At 62.1% G+C, this 17,445-nt stretch carries 13 protein-coding genes; 12 read left to right on the top strand and 1 reads right to left on the bottom strand.

Translation table 11 applies throughout. From position 1 onward, the window contains the following. Positions 1 to 136 precede the first annotated feature (136 nt). On the bottom strand, positions 137 to 1,078 hold the full coding sequence (locus FW796_RS27100) for a GlxA family transcriptional regulator (protein WP_430962748.1): 942 nt from the start codon (positions 1,076 to 1,078) through the stop codon (positions 137 to 139). Positions 1,079 to 1,237: 159 nt separating this feature from the next. Between FW796_RS27100 and FW796_RS27095 the strand changes: the two genes are divergently transcribed. The 12 genes from FW796_RS27095 (at position 1,238) to FW796_RS27040 (ending at position 17,433) form a co-directional block, all read left to right on the top strand. After that, entirely contained in the window at positions 1,238 to 1,786 is a 549-nt protein-coding gene (locus tag FW796_RS27095; RefSeq protein ID WP_346635603.1) for a cysteine hydrolase family protein, read from the top strand. Positions 1,787 to 2,552: 766 nt separating this feature from the next. Next, a complete protein-coding gene (locus FW796_RS27090) occupies positions 2,553 to 4,436 on the top strand; it encodes a 3-dehydroquinate synthase (RefSeq protein ID WP_404937770.1) in 1,884 nt (627 codons plus the stop codon). After that, positions 4,433 to 5,317 (top strand): UbiA family prenyltransferase, encoded by an 885-nt coding sequence (locus FW796_RS27085; protein ID WP_346635601.1) that lies wholly within the window; start codon positions 4,433 to 4,435, stop codon positions 5,315 to 5,317. Before FW796_RS27090 ends, FW796_RS27085 begins: the two co-directional genes overlap by 4 nt. Then, complete coding sequence (locus FW796_RS27080) at positions 5,314 to 6,081, top strand: EboA domain-containing protein (RefSeq protein ID WP_346635600.1); 768 nt, start codon at positions 5,314 to 5,316, stop codon at positions 6,079 to 6,081. The genes FW796_RS27085 and FW796_RS27080 overlap by 4 nt, the downstream gene beginning before the upstream one ends. 54 nt (positions 6,082 to 6,135) lie before the next feature. Continuing rightward, the gene (locus FW796_RS27075) at positions 6,136 to 7,020 is read left to right on the top strand and encodes a TatD family hydrolase (protein WP_346635599.1); all 885 of its coding nucleotides are present in this window, start codon (positions 6,136 to 6,138) and stop codon (positions 7,018 to 7,020) included. Then, positions 7,017 to 8,255 carry a metabolite traffic protein EboE gene (eboE, locus tag FW796_RS27070; RefSeq protein ID WP_346635598.1) on the top strand — a complete coding sequence of 413 codons (1,239 nt, stop codon included), beginning with the start codon at positions 7,017 to 7,019 and terminating at the stop codon, positions 8,253 to 8,255. Before FW796_RS27075 ends, eboE begins: the two co-directional genes overlap by 4 nt. After that, complete coding sequence (locus tag FW796_RS27065) at positions 8,245 to 9,690, top strand: alkaline phosphatase family protein (protein ID WP_404937772.1); 1,446 nt, start codon at positions 8,245 to 8,247, stop codon at positions 9,688 to 9,690. Before eboE ends, FW796_RS27065 begins: the two co-directional genes overlap by 11 nt. Then, positions 9,669 to 10,856 carry a hypothetical protein gene (locus FW796_RS27060; protein WP_346635596.1) on the top strand — a complete coding sequence of 396 codons (1,188 nt, stop codon included), beginning with the start codon at positions 9,669 to 9,671 and terminating at the stop codon, positions 10,854 to 10,856. Before FW796_RS27065 ends, FW796_RS27060 begins: the two co-directional genes overlap by 22 nt. 12 nt (positions 10,857 to 10,868) lie before the next feature. After that, complete coding sequence (locus FW796_RS27055) at positions 10,869 to 13,289, top strand: hypothetical protein (RefSeq protein ID WP_346635595.1); 2,421 nt, start codon at positions 10,869 to 10,871, stop codon at positions 13,287 to 13,289. A gap of 66 nt (positions 13,290 to 13,355) precedes the next feature. Continuing rightward, positions 13,356 to 14,303: a hypothetical protein gene (locus FW796_RS27050; RefSeq protein WP_346635594.1), complete on the top strand. Its 948-nt coding sequence runs from the start codon at positions 13,356 to 13,358 to the stop codon at positions 14,301 to 14,303. 13 nt (positions 14,304 to 14,316) lie between these two features. Next, positions 14,317 to 15,603: a hypothetical protein gene (locus FW796_RS27045; RefSeq protein ID WP_446440377.1), complete on the top strand. Its 1,287-nt coding sequence runs from the start codon at positions 14,317 to 14,319 to the stop codon at positions 15,601 to 15,603. Positions 15,604 to 15,606: 3 nt separating this feature from the next. Further along, positions 15,607 to 17,433, top strand: coding sequence for a hypothetical protein (locus tag FW796_RS27040; protein ID WP_446440376.1), 1,827 nt, complete (start codon positions 15,607 to 15,609; stop codon positions 17,431 to 17,433). The last annotated feature ends 12 nt before the right edge of the window (positions 17,434 to 17,445 follow it).

Below are 17,445 nucleotides of genomic sequence, written 5' to 3'. Positions count from 1 at the left end.
TGTAAGGAACTGATCAGCAAATGCCCGGCAAGTTCGCTGCAACTTCCGCCCTTGCCGGCGAAGGCGGCCCCGTCAATCCCTGCCCATTGCCCGGCCTGCGCAACAGCTAGGGGACCAGACTTAACCGGCGCCGGGCCTATTGCCCCCGATGGGTGGCACTGGGAGAAACACCGAAGCGGTTGCGGTATTCGCTGGGGGCCAGGCCGGTGATTTTCTTGAACAGGCTGCGAAAGGTCGCCGGATCCTGGTAACCCACGGTCCAGGCGATGTGATCGATGGTGCCGTTGGTGAACTCGAGCATTTCCCGCGCCTTGCCCACCCGCAGATGCTGGCAGTACTGGGTCGGTTTGAGGCCGGTGGCGGCACGGAAACGTCGCAGCAAGGTGCGCTCTTCAAGACCCGCCTGTTGCGCCATCGTCGGCAGCGACACATCCACCGCGCCATTGGCCTGCAGCCAGTGCTGCAACTTGAGGATCGCCCCATCGCCATGGTTGAGGATCGGCGCGAAATTGCTACCGCACTGGCTGGCGCTGTCGCTGTGCTCCATCACCAGAAAACGCGCAGTGGCACTGGCAATGCTCGGGCCCAGCAGGCGGTCCACCAGGCGCAGTCCCAGTTCGGCCCAGGCCATCAACCCAGCCGTGGTGATCAGGTCGCCATCGTCGACTATGGGTTGGTCGGCCTCCAGGCGCACCTGTGGATAACGGGCGGCGAACGTCTTGGCCGACGTCCAGTGAGTGGTGGCGCTGCGGCCATCGAGCAGGCCACTCTCGGCCAGCAGGATCGAGCCCACACAGACACCGCCAAGCGTGGCGCCGGCCGCATGCTGCTGGCGCAACCAGCTCACCAGAGCCGAGGACGACTGGCTCGCGGAAAAACCTGCCAGCGAAGGCGGTATCACCACTGCCAGCAGGCGGGCGCTCTCTCCCTCCAGGCTGTCGTAGACCCGCCTCGGGCCTTGCGCCTCAAGCGCTTGCCAATGGCTGACCCGCAACCGCGGCAGTTGCGCCTGTGACTGTTCACTGGCAATTCGATTGGCCACTTCGAACAGATCGGTCAGACCATGCACCGCCGCCATCTGCACCCCGGGATAAAGCAGTACGCCCAGTTCGGCGACCGAGCCTTGAATGCCCACTGTCAGTTTTCCCCCTGTTAATGTCGATGCGGCCAATCCTCCAGGGAACAAGAGCCGCCGATACTGGGCCCCAGGTTATCCACTCACTTGGAGGCAACACCCATGGCCAAACAGGCGCTCATCGTAATCGATATCCAGAACGACTACTTCGCCCACGGCAAATGGCCCCTGGTCGGAGTCGACGCGGCGGCGGACAACGCGGCAAGGCTGATCCAGGCCTTTCGCCAAAAGGCGCAACCGGTGGTGCACATCCGCCACGAATTCACCTCCGACAGCGCACCCTTCTTCACCCCAGGCTCCGAGGGTGCGCACTTGCACCCCAAGGTGCTGAACCGCGCCGACGAACCCGTGGTGCTCAAGCACTTCGTCAACTCGTTCCGGGAAACCGAGCTACAGGCGATCCTCCAGCAACAAGGCATCAATGAACTGGTGATAGTGGGCAACATGAGCCACATGTGCGTAGAGGGCACCGCACGAGCCGCTGCCGACCTGGGCTATCCGGTACAGGTGATACACGACGCCTGCGCCACCCTCGACCTGGAGTTCAATGGCCAGCGAGTGCCGGCGGCGCAGGTCCAAAGCACGGTGATGTCGGCCCTGGCATTCGCCTACGCCAATGTCCTATCCACCGAAGAGTTCCTCGCGGCCTGACAGCCCGTACTCTGCGTCGATGACCGCGGTGAGCTCAGCCTCACCGCCGTTTGTGTCGGGGCTGGCCCCCATGCCCTCGGACAGATATCCACAGGGCAAGGACGCCACACCGCGTGTTGTCGCAAGCAAGACAACTTTCCGGGTTACATACGAATGATTCTTGTTATTCAAACTAACTGTTAGTTGCGACCAAACTCGCGACCCAACAACTCGCCGCGGTCAAATAAATGGCGCCACTAACAAAAACGACATTCAATAGCTGACTAATGGAAATTATTTAACCCCCCCATTATTTCAAATCCTGCCTTGAGTTTTACCAAGAGCCGATTCGGCCTAATAACATCAACACTTATAAAGGCCAGCGCTTACTTCTTACGGTTACCTTTAATTCAATATAACCAAAGAAAATAACCCATATAGCAAAATCTTAAAAACTCCCTCCCGCAGGATTACGCCCCCGATTTCATTGCCCTGAAAGCCAAGCAACGAGATTGCAACACGCCCCTCGGAAAGCTGTTTTCAACAGTATCAATAGCCGAATTCGATACTTTCCCAACAGGCCAAAAAAGAGCCTTGCAAGCCACTTCACTCACCTTACTTGCAAATCCAGCGGCCTTGGCTAAGTTGATAGCTACTCGCCACTGAAGTGCTCTTCAGCCGCCAGAAAACCAATAAAAACTGTCGAGGAACTCAATAACCGGACGCCCCCGCCTGCCCCAGCTGACACTGACACGGAATTAGTCATATTAATCAAGAGGGATGCTTGATGAAGCGCAGTTCATTGCCTCGAGTTTTTTCATTCAAGGGTGCGGCCGAAAATTACTGGCTCTCGTTAGTGCTGTTCTCGATCCTGGTGGTCGCCAGCTTCCTGCTGTTTGAACAACAGATCCAACAGTTGCTGAATCACCTGGGCAGCTTCCTCCCTTCCGATCCCGTGCAACGCACCAGCCTCGCTCTGCTGCTGGTAACCCTGCTGGCCCTCGATGTGCTCTTGCCAGTGCCTTCCAGCCTGGTGGCGCTGTTGGCCGTCGCGGTCCTGGGCGCCGTCGGCGGCTACTTAGTGATCTTTATCGGCCTGTGCCTGGGAGCCTGCCTGGGCTATTGGCTGGGGGCCGGCTACTTTCGCCTGCTATCCAACTGGCTGGGGCTCAGGAGCTGGCAGCCGGGACAACTGGCCTATCGCCTCAGCACCCTGTCGCTGATCTGCCTGCGTGGCGTCCCGGTGCTGGCAGAGACCTCGGTACTGGCCGCCGGCATGCAGCGCTATCCGTTGCGCCAGTTCCTGCTGGTCACCACCCTGGCCAATGCCGGGCTGGCCCTGGCCTATGCCGCCATCGGCAGTTTGCTGGTGGAGCAGAACGCGCTGTTGGCGACCATTCTCGCCAGCATGGTGCTGCCGGGATTGGTCCTAGGGGCCCGCAGCCTGCTCAAGCCTCGTGTTACGCAATCGCCGATGGAGCAAAGCCAGCCTCTGGAAGGGCGCTTCGAGGTGAGCTACCACTACCCGGTGCTGTTCACCGATCACATTTTCCAGGCCGACAATCCCTGCCTGCACCGACAACTGGCCCAAGCGCAACAGGGACGGACCACCGTGCTGGTGTTCATCGATGAACAATTGCTGCAGTGCTCCCCACAACTGCCGCAACAGATCGACGCCTATTTCAGCGCCCACGCCGCCGACCTGCATCTGCAGGCAGCACCGATTCCGGTACCGGCGGGCGAACTGAGCAAGACCCCGGACGTCCTCCAGCAGTTGTATGCCCACATGCTTGAGCACGGCCTGGACCGCCACTGCTATGTGCTGGCCTTGGGCGGTGGCGCGGTACTGGACGCCGTCGGCTATGCCTGCGCCACCTTCCACCGGGGCATGCGGCTGATCCGCATCCCGAGCACGGTGCTGGCCCAGAACGACGCCGGCATCGGGGTCAAGAACGGCATCAACGCTTTCGCCCAGAAGAACCTGTTGGGAGCCTTCTACCCGGCCACGGCGGTGATTAACGACTTCCAGCTGCTGCTCAGCCTGTCGCCCAGGGACCAGATCGCCGGGCTGGCCGAAGCGGTGAAAGTGGCAGTGATCAAGGACGCTGCATTCTTCCAGTGGATGGAGCAGCAGGCCGAGGCCCTGGCGAGCTTTGAACACAGCGCCAGCCGCTACGCCATCTTCCGCTGCGCGCAATTGCATCTGGGCCATATCACCGGGGCCGGCGACCCCTTCGAACGGGGCAATGGCCGCCCCCTGGACTATGGACACTGGGCCGCCCACAAGCTGGAGAACCTCAGCCAGCATCGTTTGCGCCATGGTGAGGCGGTGGCGGTGGGCATGGCCCTGGACGCGCTCTATGCCAATGCCACCGGCTTGCTGAGCAATGCTGAAACCCAGCGCCTGTTGCAACTGCTGGACAAGCTCGGCTTCAACCTGTGCCCGCCGGAGTTGCGGTTGCAGGATGCCCAGGGCCGCTCCCTGGTGCTGCTGGGGCTGGAGGAGTTTCGCCAGCACCTGGGGGGCCAGTTGTCGATCCCGATGCTCAACCGCCTCGGCCAGTCCACCGATGTGCACCACATCGAACTGCCGGTGATGGAGCAGGCCCTGCTGCGCCTGAGCAGCTTCGGTGGGCCGGACTTCGCCTGGACCGAGGGCTGCGCCCAATGAGCCACTCCTCCCTGACCACCTGGCTGACCCTGGGCCGGGTATCCAACCTGCCGACGGTGTGGACCAACGCCCTGGCCGCCGCGCTGCTGGCCAGCAGCGCCACCACCCTGGCACCGCCCTCGCCGCTGGTCTGGACCCTGCTACTGGTGGCGCTCTCGGCGCTGTACCTGGCCGGGATGCTGCTCAACGACCTGCTGGATGCCGATTGGGACCAGCAGCATCAAAACCCGCGGCCGATTGTCCTCGGTCTGGTCAGCCGCACCCAGGTCAGTCTGGCCACCGCCGCCCTGTTGTTGCTGGCGACCCTATCGGTCCTGGGCCTGAGCCACCTGATCGCGCAGCCCCATTGGCTGCTGGCCAGTGCCGGCTTGCTGCTGCTGTTCATCCTGGCCTACAACCTGCTGCACAAGAAATACCCCCACAGCGTCTGGCTCATGGGCGGCTGCCGCTCAGCCCTGTACCTGACCGCCGCCGCCAGCCTGGCCATGCCACCGCAACCGCTGTGGCTGTGCGCCGCGCTGCTGGGCACCTACATCGCCGGCCTGACCTACCTGGCCCGGTTGGAGCATCGCAACCAGCTGCTCAGCCGCCTGCCGCTGCTGCTGATGCTCAGCCCCCTGGCCCTCGCCGCTTACGCAGACAACGGGGTGTTCTGGCTGGTCCTGCTGCTGTGGCTGGGCTGGTTGGGCTGGCATTACCGGCGGCACCTGGCCAACCCGCGCCAGCGGCAGATTCGTGCCTTTATCGGTGCCGGCCTCGCCGCCCTGCCGCTGTTCGATGCCCTGGTGCTGGCTCTGGCCAATCAACCCCTGGGCAGCCTGCTGTGCGTGCTGGTGTTCTTCCTGCTGCCCCACCTTCAACGCTGGATCAAGCCGACATGACCATGGACGTCATTTTCCCCACCTCGCTCCCGCTCGCCATGCGCCATGAGGCCTTTGCCGAGCGCCGCCGCCAACTCGACAACCAGCTCGACGACGAGAACCGCCGCTGGTGGCACGCAGCCCTGGAGCAACTGGCCAGCCAACCGTCGGCCAACACCCTGGTGCTGCTCAGCAGCCAGTGCAAGCGGCGCCTTGGCAACACAGGGGTGAGCGCCAGCCCGGGCTGGAACCGGACCCAACTGGCCCGGGCCTTGCTCCTGGAGCAACTGCTGAAACAGCAGGCCGACGGCGATCAACTGGCACTGCTGCGCCAGCTGTTTCTCTGGGGCGACGACCAGGAAAAAAGCGTGCTGCTCAGGGTCCTCGATGACCTCGACACAGAGGGTCGCAGCGTCGAACTGGCGCTCCAGGCCGGACGTACCAACAACCGTGAAGTGTTCGCCGCCATCGCCCTGGACAACCCCTTTCCCGCTCGCCACTACCACGACCGGGCCTTCCACCAGTTGGTGCTCAAGACCCTGGGCATGGGCCTGGACAGTGGGCGCATCGAAGGCCTGGCCCAGCGCCACAGCGTCGACCTCAACCAACTGGCCCTGGAGCATATGGAAGAGCAGTTGGCGGCGTTCCGCAGTGTCAGCGACGGACTGCCCCATGCGATCGCCTTCGAGTTGTTGAGCCAGGCCCAGCGCCAACGCTTGCGCAACCTGTGCCAGCAGCGACGACTGCCACCGCACTGGCTCCAGCACTTGCCACCCGACGCCTGAATCGACACCGGCGCACCCACCCAGGTTTCTCTACCACTACATCAGGGACTCACCATGCCGAAGTACTTCGACCCACACATTCATATGGTCAGCCGCACCACCGACGACTATCAGAACATGGCCGCCGCCGGTATCACCGGGGTGATCGAGCCGGCCTTCTGGCAAGGCCAGGCGCGCACCAGCGTCGGCAGTTTCATTGACTACTTCGACACCCTTCTGGGCTGGGAGCGCTTTCGCGCCAGCATGTTCGGCATTCACCACTTCTGCACCATCGGCCTCAATCCCAAGGAAGCCAATGACCTGTCGGTAGCCAACGAGGTACTGGAGATCCTGCCGCGCTATCTGGTCAAGGACGGCGTGGTGGCAGTCGGCGAGATTGGCTATGACGACATCACCCCCGAGGAGGACCGTTTTCTCGCCGCGCAACTGGAGCTGGCCAAGCAGTTCAACCTGCCGGTGCTGGTGCACACCCCGCATCGGGACAAGATCGGCGGCACCAAGCGCACCCTGGCCGTCATCCGGGAAGTGGCTATCGCCGAGCATCTGGTGATCATCGACCACCTCAACGAACTGACCCTGCCCCTGGTGCTGGACAGCGACTGCTGGCGTGGGCACTCCATCTACCCCAACACCAAGATGTCGGAGCAGCGCATGGTGGCCCTGCTCAAGGAGTACGGCACCGAGAAGATGGTGGTCAACAGCGCCGCCGACTGGGGCATCAGCGATCCGCTCAAGGTGCCCAAGACCGGCCAGGCCATGCTCGCGGCCGGATTCAGCGAAGCCCAGGTGGAACAGGTGCTGTTCCATAACCCGGTGGATTTCTTCGCCCAGAGCGGGCAGCTCGACAAGCAACTGGTGAGTACCCCGCTGCCCATCGACCAGCGTCGCCAGTGGCAGGACAACTCGGCCCTGAGGGGCCAGGAACCGGTGGTCAAATGAGTGCCCGGGCCGGCTGGAGCGCCGCGCAGATCGGTTACTGCAGCAACGTGCATCCGGCACGGGACGTGGCCGGCCTGGAGAGTTCGATCCGCCAGCACTTCCAGGGGGTGCGCCGCCAGCGTGGCCTGGCGGTGCAGGACAGCGGCCTGTGGATCAGTGCCCAGGCGGCCGCCGAACTGCAGCAGCCCGCGGTGCGCGAAGCCTTCCTCGGGCTGTTGCACGACAGCGGGCTGCGCCTGACGTCCCTCAACGGTTTTCCCTATGGCCAGTTTCATCTGGGTGCGGTGAAGGCCGAAGTCTACCGACCGACCTGGGCCGAACCGCAACGCCTGGAATACAGCCTGCAACTGGCGGAGTTGCTCGCCGCCGCCCTGCCCCTGGACTGCCAGCAGGGCGTGATTTCCAGCGTGCCTCTAGGTTATGCGGCCCTTTGGGACGACGCCCAGCAACAACAGGCCGAGGCCCAGCTGTTGCAGTTGACCGCCGGGCTGGCCAGCCTGCATCGGCGCAGCGGCAAGAAGATCCTGCTGTGCCTGGAGATGGAGCCGGACTGCGTACTGGAAAACACCGATCAGGCCATCGCCTTCTTTCAGCGTTGGAAAGCCACCGATCCCCACCATCAATACCTGGCGCTGTGCTTCGACGTCTGCCACCAGGCGGTGGTCTTCGAGGACTGCTACCAATCGCTGCAACGGCTGCTGCAGGCGCGCATACCGGTGGGCAAGATCCAACTGTCCAACGCACTGATCTGTCACTTGCCCGCGACTGACCCGCAACGCCGCGAGCAGGTGCTGCAGGCCCTGGGCACCTTCGCCGAAGCCACCTACCTGCATCAGGTAAAGGCCCGTGACCTCAAAGGCCAACTGCTGGCCTGGGCCGACCTGCCCAAGGCATTGCAGGCGGTGGAAGCGGTGCAAGGCCACTGCCCCGAGTTGCGCATTCACTTTCACGTGCCCTTGTTCAGTGAGCAGTTCCTGCTGCCGGAGCTCAATGGCAGCCAGCAGGCCCTGATGCGCACCTTCGACTTTCTCGCCGCCCATCCGCAGTGCCAGCCGGTGCTGGAAGTCGAGACCTACAGCTGGAACGTACTGCCCGGCACCCTGCGCCCGGACACCGAACAAGCCCTGCTCCACGGCATTGCCGCAGAACTGCAATGGGTCGAAGAACAGTTGCGCCAGCGGCACTTGCTACGTGGGCAATCGTCTCCCATGGAGGCGCCGGCCCATGCCCTCTGAAGCGCTGCGCCAGCCCCTGCTGCTGGTCAACGTGGTCGGCCTGACCCCCAGCTTGCTGGGCCCGGCCACGCCGCGGATCAACGCCCTGCTGCAACGGGCCAAAATGGCTCGGCTGCGCCCGGTGTTCCCGGCCGTGACCTCGACGGTACAGGCCTCGATCCTTACCGGATTGCCGCCCTCGCAACACGGCATTGTCGGCAACGGCTGGTATTTCCGCGATCAGGCCGAAGTGCGCTTCTGGCTGCAGCCCAATGCGCTGATCCAGGGTGAAAAGGTCTGGCAGACCTTGCAACGTGAGATCCCCGGCCTGCGCTGCAGCCAGCTGTTCTGGTGGTTCAACATGTACGCCGAGGTGGATGCCGCGATTACGCCACGCCCCCACTACCCGGCCGACGGGCGCAAGATGTTCGGCCTCTATTCGTCACCGCCCGGGCTACACGAGCGCATCGAACGGCAGATCGGCGAGTTTCCCTTTCCGGGCTTCTGGGGCCCGGCGGCGGGCATCGCCTCCAGTCGCTGGATCGTCGATTGCGCCATCGCCGAGTTCCAGATCAGCCGCCCCGACCTGCAACTGATTTACCTGCCGCACCTGGACTACAGCCTGCAACGCCTGGGGCCCGAGCATCCGTCCATCAGCGATGAAGTGCAGGCCATCGACCATGAAGTCGGGCGCCTGCTGGACTTTGCCCAGCAACAAGGCGCGGCGGTGATGCTGGTTTCCGAATACGGCATCGAAGCGGTGCAGCAATCGATCTCCATCAACCGCGTGCTACGGGAACAGGGCCTGCTGCAAGTACGCCGGTCCCTGAGCTGGGAGTTGCTCGACCCCGGTGCCAGTGCCGCCTTTGCCGTGGCCGACCATCAGATCGCCCACGTCTACGTGCGCCAGCCCAGGGACATTGCTCGGGTCAAGGCCCTGCTGCAGCGCCAGCCGGGCATCGAACAGGTGCTGGATAAAACCGAACAGCGGGCCTGGCAGCTGGATCACCCGCGCAGCGGCGAGTTGGTGGCGGTGGCCGCCCCGGGCTTCTGGTTCGATTACTACTACTGGTTCGACGACCGCCTGGCCCCGGACTTCGCCCGCACCGTGGATATCCACCGCAAGCCGGGCTATGACCCGCTGGAGCTGTTCATCGATCCGGCGATTCGCTTTCCCAAGCTGCGGGTCGCCCGCCGCCTGCTGCAGAAGAAGCTCGGCTTTCGCTACTACATGGACCTGATTCCCCTGGATACCCGACTGATTCGCGGCAGCCACGGACGCTTGCCGAGCAACGATGAGGTGGGGCCGCTACTGATCACCGATTGCGATTTACCACTGCCGGAGCACCTGCCGGCCACTGCGGTAAAGCAACTGCTCCTAGAGCATTTCCTAGGGCGCCCCTATGACGACACGGCTCAGGCCAAGGAGATTCCATGCGGCGAACCATCCCTATAGCGGTGCTCAGTGTGTTGAGCGGCCTCGCTCAAGCACAGGGCCCGAGCACCTTCGATTGCGGCAAGTTCCTCACATTCGCAGACGACCCCACGACCACCCTGGCCACGTTCAAGCAGAGCCCGGAAACCATGGCGTGGAACTGGTTTGTCTGCCTCAACCAGCCAGATGCCAGCCACAACAACAATCTGGTCTGGGAGACGTTCAAGCCTTCCGATCAGGTCTACCTGTTGAAGGGTGCCACCCCCCTGCCCTATTCCGACCACGAGAACCTGCCGAGCGAAGTGCCAGATCTGGCACAAAAGCAGGGCATGGACCCCAAAGGTCTGTTTCAGTTTCTCGGCAACGACATGGCTGGCAGCCCGCAGAACGGCATCCAGCAGGTGGATGGCCTGGCCTTGAAAATGCGCAGTGGCCCGCCGGTCCCGCCGTCGAAAAACGAACAGTTGGTGCGCTTTCACCTGTTGATGGGCGAGGACACCTTCAACTACATCGTCACCAACAAGATCTACAACCGCGATGGCCTGGCCAAGCTCACCAGCAACCTGGACTTCCCAGACACGGCCTGGGAGCTGAAAACCTCCTGGTTCTGGATCGGCACCGACCAGGACTTCAAGGCCCTGTTGACCCAGGACGGGTACTACATCTCCCAGGCCTATTACGTGGACAGCACGGGCCAGTATCAGGTGGGCTATGCCGCCCTGAGCGGCATGCACGTGATCAACAAGCTGACCCCGGACTGGGTCTGGACCACCTTCGAGAACCGCAACAATCCCAAGTACACCGTCACCAACGACCCCAAGCCCCAGCCCATGACCAATACCACCGGCCCCACCGAGGCGGCCAAGCCGGTGAACAGCAGCTACCAGCAGCAGTACCCGAACCTGGCGCAGTACGAACTGATCGGCGTGCAGTTCGACCGCAACCAGGCCGAGCCCAAGTTGCTGGCCAACTCCCAGCTGGAGTCGGCGTTCCAAGGCACCTCATCGTGCCTGGCCTGCCACAGCACGGCGGCCTATTCGACGAAGAAGAACACCTTCTTCTCGTTCAACATCGACCACACAGGCGGAATCCTCTACCCCACCAGCGTACTGCCGGACAAAGACTTCATCGGTTATCAAAAACTGGATTACGTCTGGTCGCTCAAACGCGCCCAGTGGAAACGCTAAGGAGAGCAGCTCATGAGCGTCTTGAACTTTCCACGGATCTACCTCAACGGTTTCATGTTCTGGAACCCGCCGACCTTCAACAACAACGATGTACTGCCGCTGTATGACGCGGTGAAGATGCAGATCAACTGGCCCTTTCTGAACTACTACGGGATCAACGACCGCAATGCTCCCGAGCGGCTGATGCCCTGGGCCATCACGCCCCTGGCCTACAGTAACGTCCCGGACTATGTGCTGCAGGTGCCCACCAACGGCAACGCAGGCGCTTACCCGATGATCCCGGCGGAGTGGGACCTGTTCGGCGACAACGCCTGCGGCACCGTGGATTACCAGCAACTGCGCTCGGTGATCATCGGCGGGGAATCCAAGGTCGACAGCTACATCGACAACGATCCACTGATCAACAAATCCTACCAACTGCAGGGCAACCCGTTCGGTAACCCAACCCCGACCGCCGCACGATTTGTCGACGTCAGCCCCTGGCAGAACACCTTCACCGCCTTGTACTTCGAGAAGCTGGTGCTGGGGGATACCACCTGTGGCCTGACCCTGAATCACAAGTACCGCATGCTCAACCGCTTTCTCGACTTCAACTGGGGAGCCTTTGGCGGCCTGGTCTACGTCACCACCACCTGGCAGACCTGTTTTCCCAAGGACCATCTGGAATGGTTCATCGGCGACTCGCAGTTGCTGAAGAACCTGCAGCAGGAAATGACCAACCAGAACGCCCTCGGGCTGATGCTCAGGTTCACCACCTACCTGACCGTCTACGACATGAATGGCATCTTCAACGACTTCAAGATCGTCGACAGCCATTCCCAGGCCCCCTGGGACATGTCCCGGCTGCAGATGCTGTATCAGATCGGCCTGGACAACCCGACCGAGACCTTCTTCAACCCGGCCTACAGCCGCACCTCCGGCACCCTGGGCCTGTGGTTCGCCAACGAGTTCCCCACCGCACCGGCCGGCCAGCGCCTCGTGCCCAATAGTTCGGTGCCTTTCTACAAAAAGGTTCCGGGAGATGCGCTGATCCATGCGGATGAACAGTTGGTCAATCTGGGCGTGATCAGCGCCGAGCTCAATGGCAACACGCTGTCTCTGGACCTGGGCAATACCTTTCCGATCTACCCGGACGTCCATGACGGCCCGGCCGCTCCCGATCTCGACGGGCGCAATAACGGTATTCCGGTCGCGGCCAAGTTCCACGTCGGCAACTATGAGCTAGGGGTCCAGCAGGGCAGCAACTTCGAGCCCCTGACCAGCGTGAGCTACGAGCAATATCAGCAGACCGCCTTTGACAAGCGCTCCGGCCTGCTGGACCTGCCCCTCGACGCCAGTGCCCAGGCCCTGTTGAAAAACGGCAACCTGGCACTGCGGCTGCAGGGCACGCAAACCATCGCCGCCCAACAGCAGATGTGGACCGCGGAAGTCATCGAGAGCGGCAGCTTCATCGACGTCGGTGACAGCCGGACGCTGAACATCATGGTGCAATACAACGGCAAGCCCGCTAAGGCCGGCGTCACCTTGTGGGTTGCCGAATACAACAACGCCTACATGCTGACCACCAGCAACTACTACCTGGCTTTCAGCAACCCCGCGGATTTCGTGTTGATCACTGACCATCCGGATGCGCGAGAGTTGAACAAGCCGGGAATGCCCCAGTTCGTCGACGGCTCGGAGCATCCCAGCCTGTTCAGGGAGGGCAGCGGCAGACGCCTGAAAGCAATGACCGTTGAGGATACCGATCCGCCGCCAGGCACTGCCATCACCTATCAGCAGTTCCTGAAGACCCCGTCCGCTATCGATCTGAGGCCATGCCTGAGGTTCGAAAACCCGCAAGCGATGAGCGGGAAACTGGACAATACCGCTGGCATGGGCTCCACCGTGACCTACAGCCTGACCCGCATCCAGACCAATGCCGACGGCATTGCCCAGTTGACGGTGCATGCCGTGGCGCCGGGCTTCCCCACTGTACGGTTTTTCATCCAGGACGATCCGACGGGCATCCCGTTCAGCTTCTCCTACACCGCCGCCTTCACCGACTTCCTTTCGCCGCTGCGGGTGCTGCCGCAAGAACCGCAGATGCTCAAGGACTTCATCAACTACTGGAACGGCGTGTACAAGTTCGACGACGCCAACGTGCGGATCTGGAACGGCTTCATCTTTCCGCAAATCCTCCAGCCCTTCTATTACCTCTACCCGATCATGAACAAGTACATGCCGCTCAACTCCCTGCAACGCATCGAGGGCGCGATCGATCAGTTCATCAAACTGATCAGCAAGGACTATCAGGAGGCCAGCACCCTGGCCATGCCCATCACCCGAGACCTGCCCCAGAGCCGACGCCAGGTGCTGGAAATCTGGGCCAATGACCTGGTAAGCACCGGCTACCCGCCGACCCCGCTGAACCTCGACGACTATCAGCAAGGCTGAGCCGCAACGGCCACGCACTGGAACACCGGGCGACCTGGGTCGCCCGGCTTTGCAAAGGAGAGTCAGATGAACGCCAGTTTCTTCAAGCGCCTGCTGTTGGCCGCCACCCTGCTGTGCGCCAGCCAGACACTGTGGGCCCAGAAGTACCCCGACAACGTCTACTTCAACATGGGCGTGCACAACACCAAGGGCTGCGACGCCCTGAACAACAACTGCGTGATCAAGCGCAAGGCCGGCGAGCCGGCCGATCCGCTCTATCCGGCAACCTGGGTCAGTGACTGGACCATGTACCGGGTCACCGCCAACTACGAGAAGAACCCGCCGCCCTACAGCAGCCCGCCCAGCACCCTGCAACCTGCCGACTACACCGTGTCCCAGGGCAGCAGCTATTACGACAACGACTATGTCCCGGCCGACGGCGACGGCTCCGGGGCGATGATGGAGCACTACGAGAAATACTGCCTGCCGATCTTCCCGATCAAGGACAACAACTACACCTGCTCTTTCGTCTCCCTGGGCAACAAGGCCTACTTCCTTACCTACCCCGAGGACCGGCCCAAGGACATGCCGGCCTGCTGCATGTTCTCGCCCATGAACCATCCGCCTCGCCGGGACTTCATCAAGCACCTGCCCTACAGCGCCGCCCGCAGCCAGCACCTGGACGCCAGCGTGCAGGCCTACGCCTTGGAACTCAAACCCGGCAAAGGCAGCCCACCCATCCTGTTCGGCTATGCCTTCTACAAGCAGGCCACCAGCGACGGGCCGGGCCAACCGGCCTACCAACATCCGCAGTCGTTCTATTTCTCCGGTGATGCCAGCGTCGCCAACGCGCCCATCGTCAGCCAGAACTATCGCAACTGGAGCAATGCAAAGCCGGACCCGGCCAAGACCTGGGACCAGGTGGCGAAAATGTGCCCGGCCAACCCGCCTGACTGCCAGCTTTTCACGCCACCGCCATCGCTGAAGAACGGTGCGCGGCCGCAGTGGAACCAACTTTCACCCACCCCGCAGTGACAGGAGCAGCCTCATGAACCATTGGAGCCGTTTCACCGCCCTGTTGTTGCTTGGCCTGGGCAGCCAGCAAGCCAGCGCCCTGCAACCCAGCGCAGCGGCGCCGCAGACCAGCTGCCCGCCCACTGCCGCGGTGCCGGCTGCGGGCGCGTCGCAGCAGGCTTTCGATCAATACAGCTGGCAGATGTTCATCAACCTGAACTGGCCGGCCCAGGCGGGACAGCGCGGAGTGGCCGACTGCAGCAAGCCCCTGGGCAGCCCTGGCGATACCGTGTGGCAGACCTACAAGAGCGTCAGCGAGACCTTCCTCCCCGGGGCCAAGAACCCGGGCCTCTGGAACTCGCAACTGCCCCGCAGAAATCTCAGCCTGATCAACATCGCCGCGGTCAAGAACACTCAGGTGGTGCAAGCCGACAACCAGGCGGTGGGCGGCTGGCTGATTGACCAGCGCGGCAACCCGACCTACTACGACATCGCCGCCAACGAGGTCTCCTACAACTACATCGTCGATAACAACTTCTACAACGCGGTGGTCGTCGACGCCGCGAAGAACATCAGCTTTCCCAACAACGCCGGCGAGATCAAGAGCAGCTGGCGCATCCTCAGCAGCGCCGACGACAGCAGCCGCTATCTGACCATGAAGGCCCTGGTCACCCAGTTCGACAGTCAGGGACAGCCCAACGGCACCACCGAGGCCACTTTGGGATTGGTGGGGTTGCATATCATCAGCAAGGTGGAGGGGTTCCCGCAGTGGATCTGGTCGACCTTCGAGCAGGTCGACAACGTGCCTCCCAAGACCCAGCTGGGGGGCCGTTGGGTGGACCAACCGGTCTCGGGGATTTTCTACTCCTACTTCAACGCCAAGGCGCCCGCCGAAAGCCTCAACCAATCCCCCTGCCTGTGGCAGCAACAAGCTGGACAAATGGTCTGTACCCCAAAACCCGGTAACAGCTTCAGCACCCCGGACCCACTCAACCGGGTCACCCCGATCACGGACGCCACCCAGCAGATCAATACCCAATACCAGGGCGATCCGCAGGTACAGCAAAGCGTGTTCAAGTACTACCAGTTGATCACCACCCAACGCCCACAGTCGCCGGACAACCCCGGCAACCCGTTGGGGCAACCAACGCCATCACTGTCGGCCAACGTCACCATGGAAAGTTACATCCAGACCAACAGTAGCTGCATGAACTGCCACTCCATGGCGGCACCGCTCAACAGTCAGTACAAGAGCGACTTCTCCTTCCTGTTCAGATTCGCCCAAGCCCCGGTCAGCAGCGTCACCAAGGATAAGGAATAGATCATGAGCATATTGAATGGACCCCGACTGAACTTCTGGGGCGGCATCTCTACCGACGTCAGCGTGCCGAACAACTCACCGACCTTGCCCAATGGCATCACCACGTCCCTTGAGCTGTTCGACCTGACCACCTCGACCGTGGCGGACCAGGCCAAGACCTATAGCGATGAGCACCTGTACCAGCTGATCAACGCCCCGGACCCGAGAATTGGCCCCAACAGCCGGTACACGGCCGGCGGCTGGAACCACTATGGCGAACACGTGGTGACGCTGCACAACGCGTTGATCAGTTCCCAAGGCACCCCGGGCAACATTGCGCTGGAAGGGGATATGGTCGGCCAGCCGGTTTACCTGCTCGGCTCCGTGACCCCAGGCACCGGACAAGGTCCCTACTCCGGCCCGATGATGGTCGACCTGGACCCCACAGCCAGCACCACGACCCAGATCTTTGTCGGAGGCCTGCAGATCGGCAACGGCAACACGCCTGAACTACTGATTCGCTGGGATACCGTGTGCAGCAGTTTCGACCTCAACACCCGGGTGCTGGAGCCGGCAACCATGGACTCGCCGGGCTCCTTCCACGCCAGCGGCACCTTTCAACTGACCTTTCCGCTGAGCAGCATCGTCAGCTACAACAAGGAAAGTGCCGGCCTCAGGGCCCTGATCGAAGCGCCCAACGCTACCGGGATCGTGCTGCGTTTCGTGATGTTCGAAATGTGTCCGACCCTGACCACCGAGCAACTGAATGCCGACTACGCTGCCAACCAGTTCAGCCCGAACCCGAGCATCGGCCGGGTCATCGGTACCCTGGCCACGGCGTTTACCGATGAGCCGCAGATCTGCCCGCCGGGCCGCCAAATCATCAATGCCGACAAAGACCTGAACATCAACAGCGTGGCCTATGCCGAAGTTGCCAACGGGCAACTGAGCATCGACATGGTCAACCTGATCCCCAAGCAGACGTTCAGGGCTGTACGCGACGACATCACCAGCCCCATCGGCCCCAACGCCGACTTCGGGACCGTGACCATTGCGGCCGGAACGACGCCCCTGGCGAGCTTTGAGCCCAGCGATCCGCTGCTGCAGGACTACTACCGGTACGGTGGCATCATCGACGTGCCGCTCAACTCGACCCAGATACAGTTGGTGCAGAACACGCCCTTGTGCATCAGCGCCCCAGGGAATGCCCGCAACCCGGCGCTGTCGGCCCCCGAATGCCCGTATCGGGTCTACAGCGATCAGCGCAACAACTATCTCGACCCCGACAGCACAGGCGTGCAGGTCACCTTGCAAGTCCGTTACCTGGGAGCGCCGGTGCAGAAGGCTACACCAATCAGCATCGATGCCTCGGCGACCGCCGTCTATCAAGCCAACCGCTACTGGAACTTCCTGGAGCTTCCAAATTCGCTAACGGTAGCGGCCGGTCAACCTTCGGTGAGTTTCAACGTCGTCCCCGTCGCCGGTTCCAATACCCAGGCAGGCTTCACCACACTGACCTACACCATCGACGGCAACCTGCTGACCCAGAGCTTCAGCAACTTCCGCAAGTACGCCTGGAGCGACTTCGGCGTTCCAACAGGCAGCATCGTCACCTGGGAACAGGCATTTCAAAACGTGCTGCGCTTTCATTACCTGGCCTTTCCCGCCATGTCGCGCTACATCCAGCTCAATCAGCCCGACGCGGTGATGGGTTACAAACAGGCAATCCTGGCCCGGATATCCCCCGAGTACCAGAACACCACCTTGTACATGTCCGTGGTGCGCTCGATGTCGCCGAGCCAACGCTCCCTGCTGACCGCCTATCTCAACGGCACGCCCTGGCAGCCTTGAACAAGGAGAAGA

This window comes from Pseudomonas sp. 910_21 (genome assembly GCF_052850735.1).
Note: the sequence above shows the minus strand (reverse complement) of the source record. Positions and strands in the feature narration are given on the sequence as shown.